Source organism: Arthrobacter sp. ov118, assembly GCF_900116495.1.
Taxonomy (GTDB): Bacteria; Actinomycetota; Actinomycetes; order Actinomycetales; family Micrococcaceae; genus Arthrobacter.
This window is the reverse complement of record NZ_FPAY01000003.1, coordinates 189,343-214,869: the sequence shown is the minus strand read 5'-3', so window position 1 is coordinate 214,869 and position 25,527 is coordinate 189,343. Positions and strand designations below refer to the sequence as shown.

Here is a 25,527-nt window from a genome sequence, read left to right as displayed (position 1 = left end):
CCTCAGCCGCTGACGACGGCCAGCCAGTGATGCAGGAAGGCGGCACCGGCGTCGTCGTGGATCACGTCCGCGCCGAGCCCAAGGTCGGCGGCGGTGAGAACCTCGTATGGCTTCACCGGGATGCCGTCGGCGGGCCGGACGTCCACGTGCTTGACGGCATGGTCGTTGTGGTGCAGCCAGTCCGCCATGGCGTAGTCCGTGCGGGAGTCGCCCACCGTCCGCCAGGCCTGGGGCGTGATGCCCTGAGCGGCCAGGAACTCCACCGCCCGGCTCGCGCCCAAATCCTTGCCCAGCCGCACGGATTCAATGTCAGTGGAGATGATGGTCGGATCGACACGGAAGTCGATCTGGTCATCCGAGTTCGGGGCGTGGTGGTCCAGCCGCACCACACCGAGCCCATGGCGCGCCATGAGGTCCATGGCGTCGGCGTCGAAAAGTTCCTGCTCGGCCAGATAGTCGGCACTTGCAACGGCAACGTGCTGCTCCACCGACACCATGGCCCGCTTCGTTTCGTCGAAGAACATGTGCGCCGAGTAGTCCTCGGCAACGAGACGGCGGACGTCGTCGCCGAAGGCGCGGGGCATGGCGAGTTCGCGGTCGACGTGCACAGGCCCGGGACCTTCCGCGGTATAGCTGAACCAGACCGCCCCCTTCTCGCAAATGGCGTGGATGACGGCGTCCGCGGGCATGCCGGCGGCGATCATGGGCTCCATGACCTGTTCGCGGATGAACGTGTCCGACCGCCCGGTGTTAAAGATGACCGGGACGCCGGCGGCGGCCAGACCCAGCAGGTCCGCGATGATTCCGGGCTGCACGTCGCGCGTGACCGGGCTTGCGACCGGACCGTCGACGTCGAGCAGCAGCGCCAGCACGGGAGCCGACGGCGACGGAACAGGGGAAGTCTCGGGTGAAGTCATGGGGCTATTCTGTCAGCCGTCCCGGACCTTGCGTGAAGTGTGCAGAACATCGACGGCCGGTCTCCGGATGTGACAGGGGCGGCTGGAGCGTCACAAATGGTTACCGTTTGGCCACAACCTCACACCGGTCGGGAACTTCGATTCCTTTGAGCCTGCAAGTTTCATAGGCTGACATGGTGATATTCAAAGCTGTGGGCGAGGGACGCCCGTACCCCGACCATGGTTACAACACGCCCAAGGACTGGGCGGCCCTGCCGCCGCGCCCCGTCCGGCTCGATGAGCTGGTGACCACGAAGCGCACGCTGGACCTCGAAGCCCTGCTGGCCGAGGACTCCACTTTCTTCGGTGACCTCTTTCCGCACGTCGTGGAATACCGCGGCGTCCTCTACCTTGAAGACGGCCTGCACCGGGCAGTCCGCACCGCGCTGCACCAGCGCACCGCGATCCACGCCCGGGTCCTCGTGATAAATGGCTAGGAAGAAGGTCGACTCCAGGATCCTGCACGGGCACCGCGTCATCAGTGGCTCCGAGCTGCGTGACGCGATCGCGGAGCCGGACCATTCCACCCGGTTGCGCCGCAGGATCTTGCACAGTGTGGTCCTGGTGCTGCTCGTCGGCATGATTGTGGCGGCGATCGTGGTGGCCGTGGCCATCATGAACGGCCAGATCAAGGTTCCCGAGTCGGAGCGGAGCCGGGCAGCCGTGTCGCTGTGCCCGGCCGCGACGTTCGACTACATGCCGCCGGCGAAGATCCACCTCAATGTCTACAACTCCACGAGCCGCGCTGGCCTGGCGCGGAGCGTTGCCAACCAGTTCGCCGCCCGGAAGTTCCTGGTGGGGAATGTGGCGAATACGACGTCGAGCTACCGCGGGGTCGCGCTGATAGTCTCCGGCGCCGCCGGGCAGGCGGCAGCCTTCAGCGTCCAGCGCAACCTGCCCGGCTCGGACTACGTCCAGGACGGACGGGCTGACCCGAGCGTGGACGTCATCCTGACAGGGGACTTCAAGCAACTGGCGAAACCGGAGCTCGTGGACCAGACGCCGGGCAAACTCAGTTGCCCCCGGGAAGACCGGCGCCTTGTGGACGAGTCCTCTTACCCCGTCGCGCCCACGGAAACGCCGACTCCTGTGCCGACCCCCGCGAAGTAGCGGGACGCCCGTGCACGCTGGCTAGCGCGTCAGCCGCGGCGCAGGCTCAGCTGCTGACGGGAACCGGCCGGCCGGCGTCGTCGAACCTGGCTCCGGCCCCCAGCTGGATGAACCGCACCGTCCGGGCGAGCCGCGCCTCGGCCTCGGCGTCCCGGCCGGCCCCGTCGCCGCGGGCCGCGCTCGAGGAGAGCGTGCCGTGGATGAGCTGGGCGAGCTGCCCGATGTCCGACTCGGGCAGGTAGCCCTGGGCCACGCCGTCGCGCAGGATTCCCTGCAGGAGCACGCTGAGCTCGCCCACGTGGTCCGCGAGTTTGGCGAACGACGACGGCGAGAGCACCGCCGCCATGGCCGGCCCAGGCGGCAGGTGGCGCCGGCTTAGGTCCTCCACCTGGGCCCGGACGTAGACGGCCAGCCGCTCCACCGGGTTCTCCAGCGCATCGAGCGATTCGCGCAGATCGATCAGGAACCGCTCGGTCTCGTCCAACGCGTAGGCGATGAGGAGCTCTTCGATGTCCGCGTAGTAGTTGTAGACGGCGGTCCGCCCGATCCGGGCGTGGCGCGCGACGTCGGTCATGGTCAGGCCGGGCAGTCCGTGGGTGAACAGGAGCTCCCCGAATGCGGTCAGGATGCGGCGCTGGGTCTCGGCACGTTGGGCGGCGTTGCTCGCGGCCGAAATCCTAGGCATACGGACACTTTAGCGCGATCTGTCACTAAATCCGCCGGGTGGAAGGACTGCGACACGGAAGCCGCGGCTGGTGGTCGATACGGCAGCCGTGGGCTCTTGGCCAACGCCTTGAGCTCACCCCAACCGGGGAGGAGTTCAGCGGCCGCCTTGTCGCGTGTATTCGGCGGGGTCGTAGTGGATCCGAAGTGCCGAGATCTTGCCGTCGTCGAGGCGGAAGAACTCGGCGAGCCGGACAACTCCGCCCGGCATATGGGCGTCGTAGAGCATCGCGGACCCGTCTGCTCCGTGAACCTCCTGGATGACGTCGATGGTCAACACAGTGGCGATGAAGCCCTTTACGCCCTGGCAGAATCCGGCTGCCCCTATGCGCTTCCCTGAGATCGGACCTTCGAACTCGAGGTCGTCGGCGAGCAAAGTGTGAAGTTCGCCGTCGGGGTCGTACACATCTATGCCAGCGGCCAGGATCCGGTAATAGCGCTGGAGTACTTGTGGCGCAGCCTCGCTCAGGGTAATCATCGGCAGCTCCTCCCTAAGATTGAAATCCTCAATCAGGGGACATCAGAGTGTCAACAGTCCGGCTCGGTCCATCAGCTGCTCTCACCCCGGGCTAGCTGAATGTTTCCATTCACTCGTAGACAGTCGGGATTGCCGGTTCGCCGGGCTGCAGCCGGTCCACCACCCGGGGCAGCTCCGCCATGGAGGCCATGTGGCGCTCCCGCGCCCGCGCCACCGCCTCCGGACCGGTCCATCCGGGCAGGAGTTCGCCGTCCCTCATGAACTGCTGCAGGAGGGGACGGCCGTTCCGGCCGGCGGTAGGCGGATGGCCGACCCCGAGGACCTCATGGGTGGCAGTGCCGTGGTCGTCCAGGCGCCGGACTGCATATTTGCGGCCGCCGACGTTGATCTTGTCCGCGGACGTCTTGGCCACATCAACGAGCTCGCCGAAGTCTCCGGCCCGGCTCACGAGTTTGTAGACCATGCCGGCCGTGGGGGCCCCGGAACCGGTCACCAGAGCCGTCCCGATCCCGTAGGAATCGGCCGGAGCGGACCGGAGCGCGGCGACGGAGAATTCATCCAGGTCCGAGGTAACGACGATCCTGGTTTCCGCATTGCCTAGGCTGTCCAGCAGTTCGCGCACCCACCGTGCCTGGGCCACGAGGTCCCCGGAGTCCAGCCGGATGGCTCCAAGCCGGTCTCCGGCAAGGTCGACGGCGGTGCGGACGGCCGCTTCGACGTCGTACGTGTCCACGAGCAGCGTGGTGCCTGGCCCCAGCGATGCCAGCTGGGCGGCGAAGGCGTCGCGCTCCGAGTCGTGGAGCAGGGTGAAGGCGTGGGCCGCCGTGCCGACCGTGCGCAGGCCGTAACGCCGTCCCGCCGCAAGGTTGGACGTGCCGGCAAAACCCGCAATGACGGCCGCCCGGGCCGCCGCTGCCGCCGCCTCCTCGTGCGTGCGGCGCGAACCCATCTCAAGGCACGGCCGGCCGCCGGCGGCGCGGGTCATACGGGACGCGGCCGAGGCAATCGCGCTGTCATGGTTCAGCACCGACAGGACGTAGGTCTCCAGCACGCAGGCCTCGGCGAACGTCGACTCGACCATTAGGACGGGGGAGTGCGGGAAGTAGGCCTCGCCTTCCGGATAGCCCCAGATGTTGCCGGAGAACCGGAAGTCGGCCAGCTGGTCCAGGGTGTCCGCACCGACCACGCCGGCTCCGGCCAGGTATTCGATGTCGTCCTGCTCGAACCGGAAGTCCGCGATGCCCTCAAGGAGCCGGCCGGTGCCCGCCACGATCCCGTACCGGCGCCCTGCCGGCAGCCCTCGGGCAAAGGCCTGGAAGACCGAGCGGCGGTGCGCGGCCCCGGAGTGCAGAGCCGCCTGGAACATCGTCAGCTCATAGTGGTCGGTAAACAGGGAGGTCCGGTGCCCGTCCGGTCCGGCCGAAGTGTCCATGGTTCACTCTAGGCCGGGGGCGCCCCGCCGCGAGGGTCGCAGGTTCGCCGGAACCCCTTCGGCGGCGGGGCCATCGGGTCGCGGGTTCGCCGGAACCCTGCGGGGTCGCCGGAAACTTCCGGCGAATTCGACGACGGCGAGGCCCAGACGACGGCGAGGCCCAGACGACGGCGGTGCCCAGTCCGGCGGTCTCAGGCGGCGGGGCTCAGACCGTGCAGCCCTCGGGGCCGCAGGCGCCGGATGCCGTGCCGGCGTCGTCCGCCGTGGCTTCCGCGCCGGCGTTCACCATGACCAGGGGGTGGCTGTCCTGCCACGCCTGCTCGAGGGCGGCGCTGAACGTTTCGGCGGGCTGGGCGCCGGAGAGCCCGAACTTCCGGTCGATCACGAAGAACGGGACGCCGCTGATGCCCAGCGCCCGGGCCTCCGCGATGTCGTGCCGGACGTCGTCGGCGTAGGCTTCCGTGCTGAACAGTTCGGCCAGTTCAACGGCGTCGAGTCCGAGATCCAAGCCCAGGGCGGTCAGGTACTCCTGGCTGCCGACGTCCTTGCCGTGTTCGAAGTGGTCGCTGAGCAGGCGTTCCTTCGCTGCGTCCTGCTTGCCGTGGGCGGCGGCGAGGTGGATCAGCCGGTGGGCCGTGAAGCTGTTGGCCACCACGACGGCGTCGAACCGGTAGTTCAGCCCCTCACCCTTGGCCTGGGCGGCCACGTGTTCGAACATCTGCGTTACCTGCGCCGGTGCCAGGCCCTTGCGCGTGCTCAGGTAGTCCAGTTCGGTGCCGTCGTAGTGCTCCGGAAGTGCGGGGTCCAGCTGGTAGCTGCGCCACTGCACCTGAACGGAGTCGCGGTGCGGGAAGGCCGCGAGGGCGGTTTCGAAGCGGCGCTTGCCGATGTAGCACCAGGGGCAGGCGACGTCGGACCAGATTTCAATCTTCATGTCGGCATCAACCGGGACGGCAAGGGGTCCATTCCCCGCCGGCCTGTCGGCTTCCTCACAGGCTGCGCAGGAAAGCCAGGCCGCTTTCAGCCAACTGGTCCTGGCTCGGAGCCAGTGGTCGCCAGATCGATGCCGCGACGGCAATGGCGGCGTTGTCGGCCGTGAAGCTTTCGATGTTGAGGGGCCCCGTGTAGCCCACTTCATTCAGGACCTGCAGGAAGCCCTGCCAATCCGTCTGGTCCCCGCCGGGGGCGCCGCGGTCGTTGCCGCAGACCTGCACGTGCACCAGATGTTCTCCGGCGGCCCGGACTGCCGCGGTCACCGAGCGCTCCTCGATGTGCAGGTGGTAGCTGTCCAGCGCAAGTCCGACGCCGTTGCCGAGCAGCGGCCCAAGCGCCTCGAGCGCCTGGTCCACCGTGTTGATCAGTGATGTTTCGTACCTGTTCAGGGGTTCGATGCCCAGCAATACGCCCGCTTCCTGGGCCCGGGCCGCGACCGGCTGGAGGTTTCGGCGCAGCTCTGCGTAGGCGTCCTCTCGCTGCTTGCGGGACATCCGCCAGACCCGGCCGGTTTGGGCGTAGAAGGGTCCGCAGACAGTGGGCGAGCCGATGCTGCTGGCCAGGGTGATGCAGGCTGCTAAGTAGGCCTGTGTCCTTTCCACGGAAGCCGGATCCGCTGCCACGAGGTCCCGGCCCGGTGCCATGGCCCCCACCACAAAGGGTTTCAGCCCGTTTTCCGCGAGGGATTCCAGCACCGTTCCGGACGTGAAGTCGCCGTCGTTTTCGAGCGGGAGTTCGACGGCGTCAAACCCCATGGCGGCGATTTTCGCCAGCAACCCGGGAAGGTTCGAGTCGGTCAGGGGCGATTCCCAGACCCAGGTGCTGATTCCGGCCATAAACGTCAAGCTGCCACCTTCCATCGGTTTGTCCTACCGCCAGTTCCGGGCGGCGGTCCAGCGGTCCAGGGCCGGCGGTCCAGCGGTCCCACAGCCGGCGGTCCCGCAAGGCCGGCGGTCCCGCAAGGAAACCCTGCGGGCCGCCGCGCCGCGTCAGGGCATCTGCCGTTGTTGCCAGACCTGCGGGTAGCCCGGCAGGTCCTCGCCGCCGAACTTGGCGTAGTGCCCGCTCGGCATGCCCTGGTTTCGCTGCAGCCAGCTGTCCAGTTCGTCTGCCAGGATGGGCTTCTGCGGCAGCACCCATTCGGTCGGGATCTGCTCGCCCTTGAAGATTTTTTCCAAGGCCAGCAGCGGCGTCCGCCATTGGAAGTTGGAATAGACCGGGGCCATGGCAGTAATTCCGGTTTGCTTCCACTTGGTCAGGAAGCTCATCTCATCCTCGCCGGTCATCACCGGCAGCGGCTTGCCGGCATCCTCGAAGGCTTCGAGGGCAGCCACCGCGCCGTCGCCGGCGTCCATCCAGACGCCCTTGACGTCACCGGCGGCCAGTTCGTCGGAGATGATCTTCTTGATCTCGGCAGGATCGGCGCCCGTGAAGTAGTCCTTGGCCTGGATTCCCTTTTCCGCGAAGATCTTCTTGGCCGCCGCCCAGCGGTGCTCCAACACATCCACTCCCGGAAGGATGCGAAGGGCCACCACCTTGTCCCCGGACTGAAGCTTGTCACTGAGGAATGTGGCGGTGTCGATGCCCCAGGCAAATCCGCCGATCGGGTGGATGAACGTGGTGGCGCACTTAGTGTCCACGCCTCGGTCAAACACCACCACGGGCTTGCCCGTCTGGCAGGCCCGTTCGACAGCCTGGGTCAGGGCCGCAGTGGAATTGGGCGAAATGACGAACGCATCGCATTTTCCCTCAGCGATGAAATAATCGATGTCCGCAATTTGAGTGTTGTCGTTGTCCTTGGCATCCCGGGTTTCCATTCCGGAAATGACCCCGGAGCTCTGGAGCGCCTTGAGCTGCTGGTTCATGGTGATCCAGCCGGTCTGCCGCCACGGGTTGGAGATGGAGGCGTTCGCGAAGCAGACCTTTTTCGGTCCCTTGGCGGCGTATTTGGACGTGTCCGTCATCGGGCCTGCAATGTACTGCAGGTACGGCTGCTCCGGGTTCCCTTCAAAAGTTGCCGAGCGCTGCTTGAACTGCGTGTCGTAGAGTGCCTGGTCAAACCAGTCTTTGCTTGCCGGGCTGCTTGCCGCGCCGTTTGTCCCCGGGGAGCCGGTGCCGGCCCCCGTCGTTTGGGTGACGGACGGCTCCGTGGTGCATGCGGTCAGGGCCACCAGCGGCAATGCTGCGGCGAGGGCGATCGCGCGGACAGAGTTATTGCGCATCAGACTCTTTCTCCTCCTTGTTCGGATTGTTCGGCGCCCTCGGCGGGCGTGGGTGTTGCGGCCAACTGGTGCTGTTCGTCATGGGCAGAAGCAGTGGCTCCCTTGCGCTTGCGCTGCCATGACCGGGACGCTGCCGCCACAGCGACGATGATGATGGCTCCCTGGACCGTGTCCCGCCAGGTCGCCTGGACTCCCATGAAGTTCAGGAGGGTGAACAGCGACTCGAGGGCGAACGCCCCGGCCGCGGCGGACAGGACCCACCCCCGCCCGCCTCCCAGGGCGACGCCCCCGAGGACGACGGCGGTGATTGCCGTGAACTCGTAACCGCGGCCCACCGACGGGTGCACGCCCGCGTATCCCACGAGCAGAATGCCGGCCAGGGTGGCCGACAGCGACGACATTATGAAGGCCCGCGTCCGTACCCACCAGACTCGCGAGCCGGCCAATGCGGCCGCCGCAGGATTGTCCCCGACCGCGATAAGCATGCGGCCGAAGGGCCGGCGCATCAGGACGAACGCCGTGATCGCCACGGCGGTCAGGATAAGGACCGGGTAGGGAATGATGTCCAGGACCGGGACGTTTTGGATGCCGCCGCGACCGATCTGACGGAAGCTGTCTGCAGGGTTTCCCTGGGCCGCACCGCCGGTCCAGTACAGCACCAGCCCGAGCAGGGCCAGCATCATGCCAAGCGTGACAATGAAACTCGGGACCTGCAGCAGGGTGGTGATCAGCCCGTTCACCAGTCCGATGGCGGCGCCCAGCACCAGCATCAGGACCAGCACGGGGATCACCTTGGCATCGTCCTGCCTGATCAGGTTGCCGGCGATGATGACCTGCATCGTCACGACCGATCCCATCGACAGGTCGAATTCCCCGCCGACAATCACGAAGTATTGGCCGATGGCGGCGATGGCAATCGGAGCAGTCCTGCCGATGAACCGGATGAAGGAACCCGGCTCCCCGAAGGAAGGGTTCAACGCGATGATGGCCGCCAACAGGACGATCAGCAGGATGAAGATGGCACCGCCGGGGGTGCGCAGGGCGCGCAGGAGCCGCTCGGATCGGCTGGCACGGTTCTGCTTGAGGATTGCGCTGTGCCCGGAGTTTAGTGCCGTACTCATGACCCCTCCGCGGGCACAGGTTGTGCCGCCGGCGTTTCAGCCGAACCCTTTGTGCCGAACCGTTCCGGCCTGCTGACGATCCGGCGCCGGGCATAGACGGCGACGGCGACGACGATGACTACACCCCTGACCACGTCCTTCAGGAACGGGTTGACCTGCATGACGGACATGATGTTGTCCAGCATGGCGAAAATCAGAACGCCACCGAGGGTGCCGGTGATGGTCCCCTTGCCACCGGACAGCAGCGTGCCGCCGAGCACGACTGCGGCGATGGAAAGCAGATCGTAGCCGCCCTGGGAACCGACAGTAGGACTGCCCACGCCTAGCCTGCTGGCAAGGAGCAGCCCTGCCATCCCTGCCAGCACTGAGCAGATGACGTGGGCCGTAATGACCGGCACGTCAACGCGGATTCCGGACGTGCGGGCAACGGCAATGTCACCGCCGACGGCGTACAGATGGTGCCCCACGCGGGTGCGGTGCAGGAGCAGCATGGCCAGGCCGGCACAGGCCAGCATGATGATCGTGGAGATCGGAACCGGGCCGAGCCCGGTCGCTCCGATGAGGCGGAACGCAAGCGGGGTCTCGCCGAAGCTGCCCTTGAAATTGGTGGCGAGGTAGCCGCTGATGATTAGACCCACGCCAAGCGTGGCGATGAATCCGTGCACGTTCAAGCGGGCAACGATGAGCCCGATGACGAGCCCGATGACTGCTGCCGTCCCCAAGGTCAGCAGGACCGCGGACAAGACGTTGTCGGGGTTGTTGGCCATCACGCCGGCCGCGATGAGGCTGGCCAAACTGGTGACGTAGGGAACTGAGAGATCCAGGCTGCCTGCCAGGATGACCAGCGTCTGGCCGATCGCGATGAAGCCCAGAACGCTGGTTCCGGTCAGGATGCTTGAGATGTTTCCCGGGCTGAAGAAACTTCGTCCGATGGAGTTCACCAGCAGCACACCCAGGATGAGGGTGGCGAGCGCCACGAGGTAGACGATCTGGGTGGAGGACAGTCTCTGGAAGAAACCTGCTCGGCGTTTCATGCCTCTCCTTCAGGTGCCGTTCTGGCGCCGGTTCCCAGTTGGAGGATGGCTTCTTCCGACGTTCCGGCAGGCAGTTCACCGACGAGCCGTCCATCGCGCATCACAAGGATCCGGTCCGACATGCCGATAACTTCCGGGAGCTCACTGGACACCATCAAGATGGCCTTGCCCTCCGCCGCGAGTTGGCGCATCAGCCGGTAGACCGCCACCTTGGCGCCCACATCGATGCCGCGGGTGGGTTCATCCAGCAGGACCAGCCGGGGCCGGATAGCCAGCCACTTGGCCAGGACCACTTTTTGCTGGTTGCCGCCCGACAGGTATTGCACCTCCTGGTCCAGGTCGCGGGCGATGACCTCGAGGGAGGAGAAGACGCCCGGGATTTCCGTCCTGACAGCTCCTGTGCGGCGCGGGAAAACCGACCGGATCACACTGAGTGCGTTATCCAGAATGGATTGGTTCAGGGTCAGGCCCTCGGCCTTGCGGTCCTCTGTAATCAGGGCCATCCGTGCCCGCACGCCTTGGCGCGGGGACTTGGGCCGCAGCTCGGCGCCGGCCATCTTCATCGTCCCGCGGGTGAAGGGCGCGGCGCCGAAGATGCCATGCAGCATTTCCGTGCGGCCGGACCCTTGAAGCCCTGCCAGGCCCACAATCTCACCGGGCCGAATGCTGAGGCTTATCCCGTCCAGTTGGCCGTTTCCGGCGCCCTGCAGCTCAAGGAGGGGCGTCTCCCCAACGTCGTCAATGTCCCCGTCCTCCCGGGGGAGCTTGTCCGGGAAGAACGCGGAGATGGGCCGGCCCACCATCAGCCGGACGAGCTGGGCGTCGTCGAGTTCGGACGTGGGCAGCGTGCTGACCACCCTGCCGTCCTTCAGGACAGTGATGACGTCACAGAGATCGAACACTTCGCGCAGGCGGTGGGAGACATAGAGGATGGCCGTTCCCCGTTCACGCAGACGTGCCACGATCTGGTAGAGAAGATCAACTTCCGCGCCGGCCAGGGCCGCAGTGGGCTCGTCCATGGAGATGATCCGAGCGTCGTAGCTGACGGCCTTCGCGATTTCGACGACCTGCTGCTCGGCCACCGACAGGCTTCGCACCTGCATGGTGGGCCGGATGGCAGTGATCCCCAGGGAATCGAGCAGCTCCGCCGTTTGGGAATTCATCAGGGCCTTGTTCACCAGCAGCCCGCGGCGCGGCTCCCGGCCCAGGTAGATGTTCTCCGCCACCGTCCGGTCCGGCAGGAGGTTGAACTCCTGGAATACGGACGACAACCCGGCTTCGTGGGCCTTGGTGGGGTGGCTGAAGCTAACCTCCCGGCCCTCCAGGAGCACGGTTCCGGCGTCGGGCTGGTACACCCCGGCCAGCACCTTCATTAGGGTGGACTTTCCGGCGCCGTTTTCCCCCACGAGCCCGTGCACTTGGCCCCGGTGAAGGCTTAGATGGGCATCCTCCAGTACGGGTATGCCAAAAAAACTCTTGGTAAGTCCGCGGACCTCCAGGATGGGAGGTGGTGCGGGGGAACCGGATTGGAGCGCCTCGGAAGCAGACACGGCATCAGCTTCGTCGTGGTTCTCCATCGATGCGTCCACGAGCTAACTGTTACAGCGCCGTTCTTATCCGTCAAGGAATAAGCAAGGGCCCACTATCGCGGCCTTTCGACCGGGTACGCGGCGCCCATGGGGACTGCGGAAAGAACCGGTGCGGGCGCTTTCCGCTACGGAACCGGGCCGCGGCGCCGGAAACGGGCCGGCGCAGTGGAGATCCGCGGTGCGCCGGCCCGAATTCGTCGCAGGCGTCCGGACACGGGGCGGATTCGGCCGGTGCGCGGCATCCCTACTGCTTGAACGCGGCGTCGAAGGAGGTGTTCGAGACCGGGAAGTCGTACTTTTTGAGGTTGGCGAGGGCTTCGGGGGCGCCGTGGAGCCGGTCCATGCCGGCGTCTTCCCACTCCACCGAGATGGGGCCGTCGTAGCCGATGGCTGCCAGTGCCCGGAACGAGGATTCCCAGGGCACGTCGCCGCGGCCGGCGGAAACGAAGTCCCATCCCCGGCGCGGGTCGCCCCAGGCCAGGTGGGAGCCCAGGACGGTGTTCCGGCCGGTGGGGCGCAGCTTGGTGTCCTTGCAGTCCACGTGGTAGATCCGGTCCTTGAAGTCCCAGATGAAGGAGACCGGGTCGATGCCCTGCCACATGAAGTGGGACGGGTCCCAGTTCAGCCCGAACGCCGGCCGGTGCCCGATCGCCTCAAGGGTGCGGACGGTGGTCCAGTAGTCGTAGGCGATCTCGGAGGGGTGGACCTCGTGGGCGAAGCGGGCCCCGCAGTCGTCGAAGACGTCCAGGATGGGGTTCCAGCGGTCGGCGAAGTCCTGGTAGCCGGCCTCGATCACCTGTGCCGGGACGGGCGGGAACATCGCGACGTACTGCCAGATCGAGGAGCCGGTGAACCCGACGACGGTTTTAACGCCGAGGGCTTTGGCGAGCCGGGCGGTGTGCTTCATTTCCTCGGCGGCGCGGGTGCGGACGCCTTCGGGGTCGCCGTCGCCCCACACCTTGGGTCCGACGATCCCCTCGTGGCGGAAGTCGATCGGGTCATCGCAGACGGCCTGGCCCTTGAGGTGGTTGGAGATCGCCCAGACCTTCAGGTTGTACTTCTGAAGCACGGCGAGCTTGGAGTCGACGTAGCCGGGTTCGTCCCAGCGCCAGGCGTCCAGATGGTCACCGGACACGGCGATCTCCAGGCCGTCGTAGCCCCAGCCGGAGGCGAGCTTGGCGACTTCCTCGAAGGGCAGGTCGGCCCACTGGCCGGTGAACAGGGTGTACGCGCGGGACATGTCAGGCTCCTTCGGTGGGGGTGGAGGGGGAGAGCTGGACGATCGAGGACTTGGCGTTGGCGGATTCTTCCACGGCGGCGAGGATCCGCTGGACGTTCAGGCCGTCCTCGAACGACGGCGAGGGCGCCTCACGGGTGCTGATGGCGGTCAGGAAGTCGCGGATCTGGTGGGTGAAGGTGTGCTCCCAGCCGATGATGTGCCCCTGCGGCCACCAGGCTTCCAGGTACGGGTGCTCGGGTTCGTTGACCAGGATCCGGCGGAAGCCCTGCTCCCGCACCGGGACGGTGGCGTCCAGGAAGCCGAGCTCGTTGAGGTTCTCCAGGTCAAAGAGCAGGGATCCCTTGTCCCCGTAGATCTCCAGCTTGAGCGAGTTCTTCTGGCCGGTGGCCACCCGGGAGACCTCCACGGAGGCGATGGCCCCGGAGGCGAGGGCCAGCGTGGCCCAGGCGGCGTCGTCGACCGTCACCTCTTCCAGGCCGTGGCGGCCGGGGCGCTGCGCTGTGAAGGTGTGCAGCCGGCCGGAGACCTCGGTGACCGGGTCGCCGAGGAGGAACAGGACCTGGTCAATGGCGTGCGAGGCGATGTCGCCCAAAGCGCCGGACCCGGCGGCCTCCTTGTTCAGCCGCCACGTCATGGGGGCCTGGGCATCGGAGAGCCAGTCCTGCAGATATGCGGCGCGGACGTGACGGACGGTGCCGAGCCGGCCTTCGCCGATCAGCTCCCGGGCGAGGGCCAGGGCCGGCACACGCCGGTAGGTGAACCCGACCATGGACTGGACCCCCCGGTCCCGGGCAGACCGCGCCGCGTCGGTCATGGCCTCCGCCTCGGCCAGGGAGTTGGCCAGGGGCTTCTCGACCAGGACGTGCTTGCCTGCCCCGAGGGCCGCGATGGCGATCTCGGCGTGCATCCAGCCCGGGGCGCAGATATCCACGATATGGATGTCGTCCCGCTCCAGGACGGAACGCCAGTCGGTGGCGGACTCGGCCCAGCCGTATTTGGCCGCGGCCTCGGCGACCTGGCCGGCGTCCCGGCCCACGAGCACCTTCTGCTCGAAGGCCGGGACGTCGAAGAAGGAACCGACGTTCCGCCAGGCGTTGGAGTGGGCCTTGCCCATGAACGCATAGCCGATCATCGCCACGCCCAGGGCCGTGTTGTCCGGGGTGCTGTCCTTGCTTTCGGTGGAGTTCATTGGCTGATTCCTAGAGTGTGGAAGCGGTGGGGTCCCAGTCCTCGGGGAGGGCGGGGGAGGCGGGGGCGGAGCTTTCGACATTGACGAAGGCGCCTGATTCCACGGATTCGGAAACCGAGACCATGGTGTCCAGCACGTGGTAGGCGAGGTTGCCGGTGGCGCGGTGCGGGACACCGGCCCGGATGGAGCGCGCCATATCCAGCACGCCCATGCCGCGGCCCTGGCTGGGGCCGGTGGCCGGAACGTTGGTCCAGTCCTCGTCGCCCGCGCGCCACAGCTTGACGTCGCCGGTGAAATAGTTTGGATCCGGCAGCGAAATGGTGGCTTCCGTGCCGGTGATCTCCACAAAGCCCATCCGCTGCCGCGGCGACTCAAACGAGAAGACGCTGTGCGAGGACGCGCCGCCCTCAAACTGGGCCATCGCGGACACATGGGTGGGGACGTCCACGGTGAACTCCTCGCCCAGCTTGGGGCCGGAGCCGATCACCCGGACTTCCTTGGCTTTGGAGCCGATGGCCGCGACCCGGCGCACGGACCCGAACGTCTGGACCAGCGCGGTGATGTAGTACGGGCCCATGTCGAACAGGGGCCCGGCGCCGTACTGGAAGAGGAAGGCGGGGTTGGGGTGCCAGGACTCCGGCCCGGGGGTCTGGAACGTGGTCATGGCCGTGAGCGGCGTGCCGATGTCGCCGCGCTCGATGATTCGCCGGGCGGTCTGCAGCCCGGCGCCGAGGAAGGTGTCCGGGGCGCAGCCGAGCCGGAGCCCGGCGGCGTCGGCGGTTTTCAGCAGCCCGAGCCCGGAGTCGCGGTCCAGCGAGAACGGCTTTTCGGTCCAGACGTGCTTGCCGGCATTGACGGCGGCCGTGGCCACTTCCACGTGGGCTGCCGGGATGGTCAGGTTGACGACGATCTCGACGTCGGGGTGGCTCAGCGCGGCATCCACGCCGCCCCATTCGGGGACCCCGTATTCCTTGGCGCGCGCCTCGGCGGCATCTTCGAAAAGGTCCGCGATGACGTGAACCTTGAGGTCCGGGAAGACCGTCAGGTTGTCCAGATACTGCTTGCTGATGACGCCGGCGCCGATGACGGCGACGCCCACCGGACCGCGCCTGGTTGCGGCGCTCATGCGTTCACGCCCTGCTCGTTGCCGGAACCGCCCTGCAGGTAGCCAAGGCTCTGGGCGATGCCGTCGAAGATGTCACCGGAGTAATCGTCAAATTCCACGACGCCGACCTCGAGGGACTGCGCCGCGGCAATGACGTCCCACACCGGGATCTTGCCTTGGCCGGCCGGCAGTTGGGCCTTGGTGTCGGTGCTGACGGGGCCGTCCTTGATATGGATGAACTTGACCCGGTCGCCGAGGCGCTGCAGCAGCTGCACCGGGTCCTGGCCACCGACGGCGGCCCAGTAGGTGTCCACTTCCAGGACGAGTTCCGGGTCCAGCAGGCCGGCGAAGTATTCCAGCGCGGTTTGGCCTTCGATGCTGGACTCCAGCTCCCAGGCATGGTTGTGGTAGCCGACGCGGATGCCGTATTCGGCGCCCTTTTTCGCGGCCGCGTTGAGCTTGGCCGCGGTGGCCTGGATGTCCTCCGCGGACTGCCAGTGCTCGGCCGGGAGGTAGGGATCGATCACGGTGGTAATGCCCAGTTCCTTGGCCGCGGCGAAAATCTCGTCCTGGTCCTGGCGCAGCAGCGGGGCGTGGCCGGACGGGGCGGTCAGCCCGTTTTCCTTCAGGGCCGCACCCAGCGCGGCGGCCGTCGCCACGAAGTTGTAGGGCTCCACCTGGGGGAAGCCGAGCTCGGCAACCTTCTTGATGGTGCCGGGCAGGTCTTCCTGGAGGGCATTGCGGAGGGTGTACAGCTGGATTGAATAAGACACGGGATTCCTTTGCGCGAGGTCGGACTCGAAGGGGTGGAACAGCCCTGGCGGCCGGAAACGGCCTCCATTCGTTTTGATTCTGCGGGAAGAAGGACTGCACGGCCATGGGCAGCGAGATGATTTCTGTGGAGCGGAGGAACACGATGGCTCTAAAGCTAGAGATACTTTTGCCGAACGTCAAGCAAAAGATGAATAGAAAGTGACGACCTTTCTTCAGCGTGACATGCAGAAGAGCTTCGTGTTATCACTGACTCATGACTCCGCCCACCGGTCCCGAGCCCGCCGCCCCAGAGGCCGGCGGCAGCCTGTCCCGCGCCGGCGACCTCTTCCAGCTCCTACGCGACGGAAAGGCCCGGACCCGCGCGGAACTGGCAATGACCACCGGGCTGGCCCGCTCCACGGTCGCCTCGCGCATCGATGCACTGATGGGCTCCGGGCTCGTCGGGCCCGCCGGGGAGGCGAGCTCCAGCGGCGGCCGTCCGCCGTCGCGCTTCGCCTTCAACCCGGCCGCCCGCGTCGTCCTGGCGGTCGACGTCGGGGCCACGCACGTGATTATTGCCGTCACGGACCTCAACGGGACGGTGCTCGCGGAGCGCCGGCTGGCGCAGGATGTCGCCGCCGGTCCGGTGGTGGTCCTGGACCGCGTCCTCAAGGAAGGGCTGCGCCTGCTGGGCCAGGCCGGCCGCGGCACGGCCGACGTGGCGGGGGTCGGGATCGGGCTCCCGGGACCGGTGGAACACGCCACCGGCATGCCGGTGAAGCCGCCCATCATGCCCGGCTGGGACGGGTTCGACGTCGTCCGCCACGTCCAGCGGTCCCTTCCGGTTCCGGTCCTGGTGGACAACGACGTGAACATCATGGCGCTGGGCGAACGCACTGCGCACTGGCCCGAGGACGAAAACTTCCTTTTCATCAAGGTGGCCACCGGCATCGGCGCGGGCATCATCAGCAGCGGCCAGCTCCAGCGCGGCGCCAACGGAACCGCCGGGGACCTGGGGCACGTGCGGGTCCCGCGCGGCGATGACGTCCTGTGCCGTTGCGGCAATTACGGCTGCCTCGAAGCCCTGGCGTCCGGGCCCGCCGTCGCCAAGACGCTGACCCAGCAGGGACTGCCGGCGCACGACGGCGCGGACGTGCTGCGCCTGGTCGCCGAGGGGAACGTGCAGGCCATCCAGGCGCTTCGGCAGGCCGGCCGGGACCTCGGTGACGTCCTCTCCACGGTGGTCAACCTGCTGAACCCCTCGGTGATTGTGATCGGCGGCAGCCTCGGCCAGGCCGGGGAACACCTCATGGCGGGTGTCCGCGAGGTGGTTTACCGGCGCTCGCCGCCCCTGGCCACGACGCACCTGCGGATCGGCGTGTCCGGGGCCGGGGACCGTGCGGCCATCCTGGGTGCCAGCCAGATGGTGACCCAGCACGTGCTCTCGCCCGCCGTCATCGAGGCGACCCTGCAGGTCACAGGCTAGGCACACTAGACCGCAGCCCGGGGGTCAGGGTCCCGGGGTGCCGGAGGCGGTTTTACTACGGCCGGCGGCGCCGGAATTGAAGGTGCGGCAGTGGCCCGTGATAGCAATGGGACTGATGAAACCATACTTCTGCACGCCCTGTGGGCTGCAACGGCCCGCCCCATGAGCAGGCTCACCCGGGAGCCGCGCGCCTGGCTCCTCATGCTCTCAATCGGGCTCATCGCGCTGAACATGCGCGGTCCCTTGGTGGCTGTGGCCCCGGTGGTCGCGCAGATGCGGGACGATCTCGGGTTCACCCCGGTGGAACTGGGATTCCTGACCGGGATCCCGGTCCTGTGCTTTGCCCTGGCCGCGCCCTTGGCCTCGCTGGCCGGACGCAGGCTGGGTCCGGAGTTCGCCATCACGCTGACCTTGCTGGGTGTGCTCCTGGGCGTCGTGGTCCGCTCCGCGGGCGGCGGCGCGCTGGTCATGCTGGGCACCGTGATCCTTGGCGTCGCCATCACGATCGGCAACATCGTGGTGCCGTTGATCATCCGGCGGGACTTCACCCCGGCCCGGCAGGGGGCGGCGATGGGAACCTACACGGCGGCGCTCAATATCGGTTCGTTCCTCACGTCCATGGTGTCCGCACCGCTGGCCGAACTGCTGGGGTGGCGGCCCGCGATTGCCGCCAGTGGGCTCTTCGCGCTGGCGGCGCTCGCCGTCTGGGCGATCGCCGTCGGCCGGCGGGCCTTCACCTCTGAAGCCGTTCCCGCGGCCGAGCCGGGGCGGCCGGGGCGCAAGCTCGCATCGCGGTGGATCACGGCAGCGCTGACGTTCGCGTTCGCGGGCCAGGCGTTCTCCTACTACGGGGTGACGGCCTGGCTGCCCAGCCTTCTCATGGACGAACTCGGCATGGCCCCCGCGGCCGCCGGGGCGGGGTCCTCGCTTTTCCAGATCCTCGCCATTGTGGGCGGACTGGGCGTCCCGCTGGCGGCCCGCTTCGCCAGCACGACGGCGGTGGGCCTCACCCTGGGCCTGTTGTGGCTCACGGTACCGGTCGGCCTGCTGCTCGCCCCGGAGCTGTGGTGGCTGTGGTGTTCCCTGGGCGGCGTGGCCCAGGGCGGCGGCATCACGCTGATCTTCCTCGCCATCATCAGGCTCGCCCAGGACCAGGCCTCCGCGGCCCGGATGTCCGCCGTCGTCCAGGGAACGGGGTACTCCTTCGGGGCGGTGGCGCCGACCCTCCTGGGCTACGTCCACGGCGTCTCCGGCGCCTGGACCGGACCCCTCCTGATGATCCTCTGCTCCGTGACCGCGTTCATCCTGGGTACTGCGGTGTCCCTGCGCCGCGTGCCAAAGCCGCGCTAGACAGACAGCTAAGGCCCATGTTCATCGAGAACATGGGCCTTGACCGTCAACTCGACGCCGTTGTCGACCTGAGGGGGTTCCGTTGCTGGGCTGCCACCCGGATTTCGGGCTGCCTGTTGCGAAGGGCGGGCAGCCCAGCTGACGGAATTTTCTTCGGTTAGGCCGGGACGAGGGCCGGGTTCTCGCTGGGGGCGTCAACGCCGGCCCGGGCCTCGTGCAGGAATCGGTCGTAGGCCGGGAGCGTCAGGAAGGCCGGGAATTCGTTGCTGAGCGTGACCTCCTCGAAGATGTCCCGCGCGTCGGCGAAACGGTCCCCTTCGAAGCGTTCCAGCCTGGCGAATTCCTCGTCCAGCATGTCCTCCACCCATTCGCGCGTCACCACATCGCCGTCGTCCGTGATGGCCCGGGAGAAGATCCACTGCCACAGCTGTGAGCGGGAGATCTCCGCGGTGGCGGCGTCCTCCATCAGGTTGTGGATGGCCACCGCTCCGTTGCCGCGCAGCCAGGACTCGATGTAGCGGATCCCCACTTCGATGTTGTTCCTGATGCCCTGTTCGGTGATGGTCCCGGTGGTGGAGGAGATGTCGATCAGCGCGCGGTCGTCCGCGGTGACGTCTTCGCGGAGGCGCTCCAACTGGTTCGGCCGGTCACCGAGGACGCCGTCGAACACCTCGCCGCAAACCGGCACCAGGTCCGGATGCGCCACCCACGAGCCGTCGAAACCGTCGTCGGCTTCACGGGTCTTGTCCGCGCGGACCTTCTCGAAGGCGATCGCGTTGGCTGCGGCGTCCTTGCGGTTGGGGACGGCGGCGGCCATGCCGCCGATCGCCATGGCGCCGCGCTTGTGGCAGGCCCGGACGAGCTGTTCGGTGTACGCCCGCATGAAGGGCTGGGTCATGGTGACCTGACCGCGGTCCGGCAGCACGAACCGGGGTCCGCGGGTGCGGAAGTTCTTGATCAGCGAGAAGATGTAGTCCCACCGGCCGGCGTTCAGGCCCGCGGCGTGGTCCCGGAGTTCGTAGAGGATCTCCTCCATCTCGAACGCCGCGGTGATGGTCTCGATCAGCACCGTGGCGCGGATGGTCCCCTGCGGGATGCCGAGCAGGTCCTGGGCCAGGATGAAGATGTCGTTCCACAGCCGGGCCTCAAGTCGGTTCTCGATCTTGGGCAGGTAAAAGTACGGTCCCTTGCCCTGGGCGATCAGGCGGCGGGCGTTGTGGAAGAAGTACAGCCCGAAGTCCACGATCCCGCCGGCGATCGGGGTGCCGTCAATGAGCATGTGCTTTTCCGGCAGGTGCCAGCCGCGGGGACGGACCACAATCGTGGGCAGCTCCCCGGCGGCGCGGAGCTTGTACTCCTTGCCCTCGGGAGAGATGAAGTCGATCCGGCGCTCCAGGGCGTCGGTGAGGTTGAGCTGGCCCTGGATCACGTTCCGCCACGACGGGGTGGAGGAGTCCTCCATGTCCGCGAGCCACACCTTGGCGCCCGAGTTCAGCGCGTTGATGGTCATCTTCTTGTCAACCGGCCCGGTGATTTCCACCCGGCGGTCCTCCAGGCCCGGAGCCGGGGGAGCCACCCGCCAGTTCGGGTCGTTCCGCACCGATTCGGTCTCGCGCAGGAACCGCGGGTCCTGGCCCTTGATGATCTGCTGGCGGCGCTCCCGCCGTGCCTGCAGCAGCTCCTGCCGCCGCCCGGCCGTGGCCCGGTGCAGCTTGGCCACAAAGGCCAAGGCGTCCGGAGTAAGGACCTCGCCCTGCCGGCAAATCGGCTGCGCGGTCAGCGTGATCCCGTTGATGGTGAAGTTGTCGGTGAAGCTGTTCATGGGAGGTGCTCCTTGAAAGTCCGCCGATGCCCTATCACTTTTGGTGCCTAAAAGCGGGCGATGAGGACCAAAAGTGATAGGGCAACTGGCAGGGAAGTGCTGGGGATTAGTGGAACTGGCCTTCTTCGGTGGATCCCACCAGGGCCAGGGTGGATGCGTTCGGGTTGAGCGCAGTAGCGATGTCGTCGAAGTAGCCGGTGCCGACTTCGCGCTGGTGCTTGGTTGCGGTGTAGCCGCGGGACTCGGAGGCGAATTCCTTCTCCTGCAGCTCGACGTAGGCGCTCATGCCTTCCCGGGCGTAGCCGTGGGCGAGATCGAACATCGAGTAGTTCAGGGCGTGGAAACCGGCCAGGGTGATGAACTGGAAGGTGAAGCCCATGGCGCCGAGTTCGCGTTGGAACTTCGCGATCGTGGCGTCGTCGAGGTGCTTGCGCCAGTTGAACGACGGCGAGCAGTTGTAGGAGAGCATCTGGTCCGGGAACTCGGCCTTGACGGATTCGGCGAACTTGCGGGCGAGGTCCAGGTCCGGCGTGCCCGTTTCCATCCAGATGAGGTCGGAGTACGGGGCGTAGGCCTTGGCGCGGGCGATGCAGGGTTCGATCCCGTTGCGGACCTTGTAAAAGCCTTCCGGGGTGCGGACCGGCTGTCCGCCTTCGCGGAGGATGAATTCCTGGTCCCGCTCGTCGACGTCGGAGGTGATCAGGGTGGCCGCCTCCGCGTCGGTGCGGGCGATGATGACCGACGGCGTGCCGGCGACGTCGGCGGCGAGGCGGGCCGCGTTCAGCGTCCGGACGTGCTGCTGGGTGGGGATCAGGACCTTGCCGCCGAGGTGGCCGCACTTCTTTTCCGAGGCGAGCTGGTCTTCCCAGTGCACGCCGGCGGCGCCGGCCTGGATCATGGACTTCATGAGTTCGTAGGCGTTCAGCGGGCCGCCGAAGCCGGCCTCGGCGTCGGCCACGATCGGGACCATCCAGTCCTGAACGGTCTGGATGCCCTCGGAGAACTCGATCTGGTCCGCGCGGAGCAGCGCGTTGTTGATGCGCCGAACCACTGTCGGGACCGAGTTGGCGGGGTAGAGCGACTGGTCCGGGTAGGTGTGGCCGGAGTTGTTGGCGTCCGCGGCGACCTGCCAGCCGGAGAGGTAGATGGCGCGCAGCCCGGCTTTGACCTGCTGCACGGCCTGGTTGCCGGTCAGGGCGCCGAGGGCGTTGGTGTACTTGCCGGCGGCGTGCTCCTCGGTGAGCTGCTTCCACAGTTTCTCGGAGCCGCGGCGGGCCAGCGTGTGCTCTTCGGAGACGCGGCCCCGGAGGCGGACGACGTCGGAGGCTGCGTAGTCCCGAGTGACACCTTCCCAGCGCGGGTTGGCGGCCCACTCGAGCTCCAGGGCAGCGGCCTGCTGTTCGGGCGTCTGCTGGGTGGGCTCAAATGCTGCGGTCATCTTTGTCTCCTTGATGGGTTCCGGGCCGGCGGGCCTGCGTCTCTGTAGGTCCCGGTCGGCTGTTCCGAAAGCGGCTGGGCTTCGTGAGAACTACTTTTCTTCACTTTCCAAGGGCTTTCTAGATGAAAACCATGGAAAGAAATGCACTTCTTCGCATATCCTCAAGAAATGCACGCTGCCAGCTGGAATCGCCAAGCCTCGTCCCTGCCCTCGCCTGCCGCGCCGGAGCTGGACGTCATCAGCATGGGCCGCCGGGTCCGTCATCTGCGCAAGGCGGCCGGCCTCACGCTCGATGACTTGAGCGCCGCCGTCGGGACCGCCCCGAGCCAGCTGAGCCTGATCGAAAACGGCAAGCGCGAGCCCAAGCTCGGCCTGCTCCAGCAGCTCGCCGCGGCGCTGGGCGTCAGCATCGACGAGCTGCTCGGGGCAGAGCCGCCCAACCGCCGCGCGGCGCTGGAAATCGAGCTGGAACGCTACCAGCGCAGCCCGCTCTATGAATCCCTGAACCTGCCGAAAATCCGCATCAGTTCCCGGCTTCCCATGGATGTGCTGGAGTCCATGGTGGGGCTCCAGCACGAGCTGGAGCGCCGGCTGAACGAGCAGGTGGCCACGCCGGAGGAGGCCCGCCGCGCCAACGCTGAGCTGCGCGCGATGATGCGGGAGCGGAACAACTACTTCCCTGAGTACGAGGCGGAGGCGCAGAAGGTCCTGGCCTCGGTGGGGCACACGAGCGGTCCGCTGTCCCAGCATGTCATTGCGGACATCGCCGGGCATCTCGGATTCAGCCTCCACCATGTGGGGGACCTGCCGCATTCCACCCGCTCGGTGACGGATCTTAAGAACCGCAGAATTTACCTCACGCAGAACGTCCGCACCGATCATGACCCGCGCTCCGTGCTGCTGCAGGCCCTGGGCCACTACGTCCTGGGCCACCAGACGCCGTCGAACTACGGGGATTTCCTGATGCAGCGCGTGGCCACAAACTACTTCGCCGCCGCGCTCCTGCTGCCCGAGCAGGCGACGGTGGAGTTCCTGCAGCGGGCCAAACAGGCCAAGGAAATCGCCGTCGAGGACATCCGGGACGCCTTTGCGGTGTCCTACGAGACGGCCGCGCACCGGTTCACCAACCTCGCCACCGAGCACCTGGACATTCGCACGCACTTCCAGAAAACGCACAAGAGCGGCATTATCTACAAGGCCTATGAGAACGACGGCGTGACGTTCCCGCAGGACCACACCGGCGCCATCGAGGGCCAGCCCTCCTGCAAGAACTGGACGTCCCGGGTGGTGTTCGATGTCCCGGACAAGTTCAGTGCCTACAACCAGTACACCGACACCCCGGCCGGGACCTACTGGTGCACGGCCCGGACGGAGCGCTCCGCCAACGGGGAGTTCTCGCTGTCCGTTGGTGTCCCGTATGCGCACGTGAAATGGTTCCGGGGCCGCGACACCACGGAGCGGTCCAAATCCACCTGCCCGGACGAAAGCTGCTGCCGCCGGCCGCCGGCGTCGCTGACCGCCGAATGGGCCGGGAACGCCTGGCCCTCGGCCCGGGCGCACTCGCACCTTTTGGCCGCCATGCCGCCGGGCGCCTTCCCCGGCGTGGACGAGACCGAGGTCTACTCGTTCCTGCAGGCGCACTCCGGCAGCTGACGCGTTCAGGTTCCGTGATGGCGGGCGGACTATATTGGCCTGTGTCAGCTCATCGACCGACTTCCCGGGAGCGTGCACCCATGGCCAAGGAACTTGCCACCCAGCTCATCGAACAACTCCAGGCTGCCGGCGTGCAGCGGATCTACGGGATCGTGGGCGACAGCCTCAACCCGATCGTCGACGCCGTCCGCCAGACCGGCGGCTCAGAGAAGGGCGGGATTGACTGGATCCATGTCCGGCATGAGGAGGCGGCAGCCTTCGCCGCGGCGGCGGAAGCCCAGCTGACCGGCCGGCTCGCCGTGTGCGCCGGCTCCTGCGGGCCCGGCAACCTGCACCTGATCAACGGGCTCTACGACGCCAACCGCTCCGAAGCGCCGGTGCTGGCCATCGCCTCGCACATCCCGAGCAAGCAGATCGGCAGCAGCTTCTTCCAGGAAACCCACCCGGACCGGCTCTTCAACGAATGCTCCGTCTACTCCGAGCTCATCAGCACCGCGGAGCAGGCGCCCCGGGTCATGCACAGCGCCATCCAGCACGCCGTCGGGCTCCGGGGCGTCGCCGTCGTGACCCTTCCCGGTGACATCGCCGGCCTGGAGGCGACGGCGGAAACCCCGGTTCCCGCGTCCTTCCGGCCGGCGACGCTGGTGCCGGACCCCGCCAGCGTGCAGGAGCTGGCTGACGCCATCAACGCCGCCGGCAAGGTGGCCATCTTTGCCGGCGCCGGCGTCGAGGGTGCGCACGACGAGGTGGTGGCGCTCGCCGGACTGATCGCGGCGCCCATCGGCCATTCGCTGCGCGGCAAGGACTTCATGCAGTACAGCAACCCGTACGACATCGGGATGACCGGGCTGCTGGGCTACGGTGCTGCGGCCGAGGGCATCGAGGATGCGGATCTGCTGCTCCTGCTGGGCACCGACTTCCCGTACGACCAGTTCCTTCCGGCAACCCGCACGGCGCAGGTGGACCGGGCCGCCCACAAGCTGGGGCGGCGGACCGACGTCGACATCGCCGTGCATGGCGACGTCCTCCCGACCCTCGCTGCCCTCACACCGCTGCTGTCGGCCAAGAAGAGCCGCCGGTTCCTCGACGCGATGCTCAAGAAGCACGACAAGCTCATGAACAAGGCCGTGGGGGCGTACACCCGGAACGTGGGGACGAGGCAGCCGATCCACCCGGAGTACGCGGCCTCGCTGCTGGACCAGGTGGCGGCGGAGGACGCGATCTTCACGGCGGATACGGGCATGTGCAACGTCTGGACCGCGCGCTACATCAACCCGCTGGGCACCCGACGGCTGATCGGCTCGTACCTGCACGGCTCGATGGCCAACGCGCTGCCGCACGCGATCGGCGCCCAGCTGGCCTACCCGGGGCGGCAGGTGGTCTCCGTCTCCGGCGACGGCGGCCTGTCCATGCTGCTGGGCGAGCTCATCACGGTCGCGGCGCAGCAGCTTCCGGTCAACGTGGTGGTCTTCAACAACTCCACCCTGGGCATGGTGAAACTCGAAATGCTGGTGGACGGGCTCCCTGATTTCGGCGTCGATGTCCCGGATGCCAACTACGCAGCCGTTGCCCGCGCCCTGGGGTTCCACGCCGTGCGCGTCACGGACCCGACCCGCATCGAGGCCGCGTACCGGGAGGCCTTCGCCCACCCCGGGCCGTCCCTGGTGGAGCTCATCACGGATCCCCAGGCGCTGTCCCTCCCGCCGAAGATCAAGGGCGCGCAGGTCCTGGGCTTTGCCACGGCGATGTCCAAAGTGGTCCTCAACCGCGGTGCCGGCGAGGCCGTCAGCATGGCCCGGAGCAACCTGCGCAACATCCCGCGGCGCTGAAACC

22 protein-coding genes are annotated in these 25,527 nt (G+C 67.2%); 6 read left to right on the top strand and 16 right to left on the bottom strand.

Annotated features, from left to right (window positions below; translation table 11 throughout):
* Positions 1-2: 2 nt before the first annotated feature.
* Positions 3-917, bottom strand: coding sequence for a Cof-type HAD-IIB family hydrolase (locus BM372_RS08505; protein WP_090954131.1), 915 nt, complete (start codon positions 915-917; stop codon positions 3-5).
* A gap of 176 nt (positions 918-1,093) precedes the next feature.
* On the opposite strand from BM372_RS08505, the gene BM372_RS08500 reads away from it, so the two are divergent.
* Both BM372_RS08500 and BM372_RS08495 read left to right on the top strand, forming a co-directional pair.
* Positions 1,094-1,393, top strand: a complete 300-nt coding sequence (locus BM372_RS08500; RefSeq protein ID WP_120954228.1) for a type II toxin-antitoxin system VapB family antitoxin — start codon at positions 1,094-1,096, stop codon at positions 1,391-1,393.
* Entirely contained in the window at positions 1,386-2,066 is a 681-nt protein-coding gene (locus tag BM372_RS08495; protein WP_090954129.1) for a LytR C-terminal domain-containing protein, read from the top strand. The genes BM372_RS08500 and BM372_RS08495 overlap by 8 nt, the downstream gene beginning before the upstream one ends.
* A gap of 46 nt (positions 2,067-2,112) precedes the next feature.
* On the opposite strand, the gene BM372_RS08490 is transcribed toward BM372_RS08495, so the two are convergent.
* From BM372_RS08490 to BM372_RS08430, 13 genes are all read right to left on the bottom strand, one after another.
* A complete protein-coding gene (locus BM372_RS08490) occupies positions 2,113-2,751 on the bottom strand; it encodes a TetR/AcrR family transcriptional regulator (protein ID WP_090954127.1) in 639 nt (212 codons plus the stop codon).
* 135 nt (positions 2,752-2,886) lie between these two features.
* Positions 2,887-3,267 carry a nuclear transport factor 2 family protein gene (locus BM372_RS08485; protein WP_256214128.1) on the bottom strand — a complete coding sequence of 127 codons (381 nt, stop codon included), beginning with the start codon at positions 3,265-3,267 and terminating at the stop codon, positions 2,887-2,889.
* Positions 3,268-3,376: 109 nt separating this feature from the next.
* Positions 3,377-4,699 (bottom strand): nicotinate phosphoribosyltransferase, encoded by a 1,323-nt coding sequence (locus BM372_RS08480; protein ID WP_090954122.1) that lies wholly within the window; start codon positions 4,697-4,699, stop codon positions 3,377-3,379.
* A gap of 205 nt (positions 4,700-4,904) precedes the next feature.
* Complete coding sequence (locus BM372_RS08475; RefSeq protein ID WP_090954120.1) at positions 4,905-5,633, bottom strand: DsbA family oxidoreductase; 729 nt, start codon at positions 5,631-5,633, stop codon at positions 4,905-4,907.
* Positions 5,634-5,688: 55 nt separating this feature from the next.
* Positions 5,689-6,552, bottom strand: coding sequence for a sugar phosphate isomerase/epimerase family protein (locus tag BM372_RS08470; protein WP_256214126.1), 864 nt, complete (start codon positions 6,550-6,552; stop codon positions 5,689-5,691).
* Between the two features lie 129 nt (positions 6,553-6,681).
* On the bottom strand, positions 6,682-7,917 hold the full coding sequence (locus BM372_RS08465; protein ID WP_371261715.1) for a substrate-binding domain-containing protein: 1,236 nt from the start codon (positions 7,915-7,917) through the stop codon (positions 6,682-6,684).
* Positions 7,914-9,035: an ABC transporter permease gene (locus tag BM372_RS08460; RefSeq protein ID WP_090954114.1), complete on the bottom strand. Its 1,122-nt coding sequence runs from the start codon at positions 9,033-9,035 to the stop codon at positions 7,914-7,916. Before BM372_RS08460 ends, BM372_RS08465 begins: the two co-directional genes overlap by 4 nt.
* Positions 9,032-10,069, bottom strand: coding sequence for an ABC transporter permease (locus BM372_RS08455; protein ID WP_090954112.1), 1,038 nt, complete (start codon positions 10,067-10,069; stop codon positions 9,032-9,034). The genes BM372_RS08460 and BM372_RS08455 overlap by 4 nt, the downstream gene beginning before the upstream one ends.
* Positions 10,066-11,646 (bottom strand): sugar ABC transporter ATP-binding protein, encoded by a 1,581-nt coding sequence (locus tag BM372_RS08450; protein WP_090954110.1) that lies wholly within the window; start codon positions 11,644-11,646, stop codon positions 10,066-10,068. Before BM372_RS08450 ends, BM372_RS08455 begins: the two co-directional genes overlap by 4 nt.
* A 256-nt stretch (positions 11,647-11,902) precedes the next feature.
* A complete protein-coding gene (locus BM372_RS08445; protein WP_090954108.1) occupies positions 11,903-12,898 on the bottom strand; it encodes a sugar phosphate isomerase/epimerase family protein in 996 nt (331 codons plus the stop codon).
* 1 nt (position 12,899) lies between these two features.
* On the bottom strand, positions 12,900-14,087 hold the full coding sequence (locus BM372_RS08440; protein ID WP_090954106.1) for a Gfo/Idh/MocA family protein: 1,188 nt from the start codon (positions 14,085-14,087) through the stop codon (positions 12,900-12,902).
* A gap of 10 nt (positions 14,088-14,097) precedes the next feature.
* Positions 14,098-15,213, bottom strand: coding sequence for a Gfo/Idh/MocA family protein (locus BM372_RS08435; RefSeq protein WP_090954104.1), 1,116 nt, complete (start codon positions 15,211-15,213; stop codon positions 14,098-14,100).
* Positions 15,210-15,965 (bottom strand): sugar phosphate isomerase/epimerase family protein, encoded by a 756-nt coding sequence (locus BM372_RS08430; protein WP_090954103.1) that lies wholly within the window; start codon positions 15,963-15,965, stop codon positions 15,210-15,212. Before BM372_RS08430 ends, BM372_RS08435 begins: the two co-directional genes overlap by 4 nt.
* A gap of 254 nt (positions 15,966-16,219) precedes the next feature.
* Between BM372_RS08430 and BM372_RS08425 the strand changes: the two genes are divergently transcribed.
* Positions 16,220-17,431, top strand: coding sequence for an ROK family transcriptional regulator (locus BM372_RS08425; RefSeq protein WP_090954101.1), 1,212 nt, complete (start codon positions 16,220-16,222; stop codon positions 17,429-17,431).
* Positions 17,432-17,593: 162 nt separating this feature from the next.
* The gene (locus BM372_RS08420; RefSeq protein WP_090954099.1) at positions 17,594-18,781 is read left to right on the top strand and encodes an MFS transporter; all 1,188 of its coding nucleotides are present in this window, start codon (positions 17,594-17,596) and stop codon (positions 18,779-18,781) included.
* Positions 18,782-18,938: 157 nt separating this feature from the next.
* Here BM372_RS08420 and aceB read toward each other — a convergent pair whose 3' ends face one another.
* Together aceB and aceA are read right to left on the bottom strand one after the other, a co-directional pair.
* Complete coding sequence (gene aceB / locus BM372_RS08415; RefSeq protein WP_090954097.1) at positions 18,939-20,603, bottom strand: malate synthase A; 1,665 nt, start codon at positions 20,601-20,603, stop codon at positions 18,939-18,941.
* Positions 20,604-20,709: 106 nt separating this feature from the next.
* Complete coding sequence (gene aceA, locus BM372_RS08410; RefSeq protein WP_090954094.1) at positions 20,710-22,041, bottom strand: isocitrate lyase; 1,332 nt, start codon at positions 22,039-22,041, stop codon at positions 20,710-20,712.
* A 141-nt stretch (positions 22,042-22,182) separates the two neighbouring features.
* On the opposite strand from aceA, the gene BM372_RS08405 reads away from it, so the two are divergent.
* Positions 22,183-23,694: a helix-turn-helix domain-containing protein gene (locus BM372_RS08405; RefSeq protein WP_090954092.1), complete on the top strand. Its 1,512-nt coding sequence runs from the start codon at positions 22,183-22,185 to the stop codon at positions 23,692-23,694.
* Positions 23,695-23,774: 80 nt separating this feature from the next.
* Positions 23,775-25,523 (top strand): pyruvate dehydrogenase, encoded by a 1,749-nt coding sequence (locus tag BM372_RS08400; RefSeq protein WP_090954090.1) that lies wholly within the window; start codon positions 23,775-23,777, stop codon positions 25,521-25,523.
* Positions 25,524-25,527 lie beyond the last annotated feature (4 nt).

Coding starts and splice junctions, on each gene's coding strand:
- BM372_RS08505 (WP_090954131.1), bottom strand. CDS start 917: ATGACTTCACCCGAGACTTCCCCTGTTCCGTCGCCGTCGGCTCCCGTG.
- BM372_RS08495 (WP_090954129.1), top strand. CDS start 1,386: ATGGCTAGGAAGAAGGTCGACTCCAGGATCCTGCACGGGCACCGCGTC.
- BM372_RS08490 (WP_090954127.1), bottom strand. CDS start 2,751: ATGCCTAGGATTTCGGCCGCGAGCAACGCCGCCCAACGTGCCGAGACC.
- BM372_RS08485 (WP_256214128.1), bottom strand. CDS start 3,267: ATGATTACCCTGAGCGAGGCTGCGCCACAAGTACTCCAGCGCTATTAC.
- BM372_RS08480 (WP_090954122.1), bottom strand. CDS start 4,699: ATGGACACTTCGGCCGGACCGGACGGGCACCGGACCTCCCTGTTTACC.
- BM372_RS08475 (WP_090954120.1), bottom strand. CDS start 5,633: ATGAAGATTGAAATCTGGTCCGACGTCGCCTGCCCCTGGTGCTACATC.
- BM372_RS08470 (WP_256214126.1), bottom strand. CDS start 6,552: ATGGAAGGTGGCAGCTTGACGTTTATGGCCGGAATCAGCACCTGGGTC.
- BM372_RS08460 (WP_090954114.1), bottom strand. CDS start 9,035: ATGAGTACGGCACTAAACTCCGGGCACAGCGCAATCCTCAAGCAGAAC.
- BM372_RS08455 (WP_090954112.1), bottom strand. CDS start 10,069: ATGAAACGCCGAGCAGGTTTCTTCCAGAGACTGTCCTCCACCCAGATC.
- BM372_RS08450 (WP_090954110.1), bottom strand. CDS start 11,646: ATGGAGAACCACGACGAAGCTGATGCCGTGTCTGCTTCCGAGGCGCTC.
- BM372_RS08445 (WP_090954108.1), bottom strand. CDS start 12,898: ATGTCCCGCGCGTACACCCTGTTCACCGGCCAGTGGGCCGACCTGCCC.
- BM372_RS08440 (WP_090954106.1), bottom strand. CDS start 14,087: ATGAACTCCACCGAAAGCAAGGACAGCACCCCGGACAACACGGCCCTG.
- BM372_RS08435 (WP_090954104.1), bottom strand. CDS start 15,213: ATGAGCGCCGCAACCAGGCGCGGTCCGGTGGGCGTCGCCGTCATCGGC.
- BM372_RS08425 (WP_090954101.1), top strand. CDS start 16,220: ATGACTCCGCCCACCGGTCCCGAGCCCGCCGCCCCAGAGGCCGGCGGC.
- BM372_RS08420 (WP_090954099.1), top strand. CDS start 17,594: ATGAGCAGGCTCACCCGGGAGCCGCGCGCCTGGCTCCTCATGCTCTCA.
- aceB (WP_090954097.1), bottom strand. CDS start 20,603: ATGAACAGCTTCACCGACAACTTCACCATCAACGGGATCACGCTGACC.
- aceA (WP_090954094.1), bottom strand. CDS start 22,041: ATGACCGCAGCATTTGAGCCCACCCAGCAGACGCCCGAACAGCAGGCC.
- BM372_RS08405 (WP_090954092.1), top strand. CDS start 22,183: ATGCACTTCTTCGCATATCCTCAAGAAATGCACGCTGCCAGCTGGAAT.
- BM372_RS08400 (WP_090954090.1), top strand. CDS start 23,775: ATGGCCAAGGAACTTGCCACCCAGCTCATCGAACAACTCCAGGCTGCC.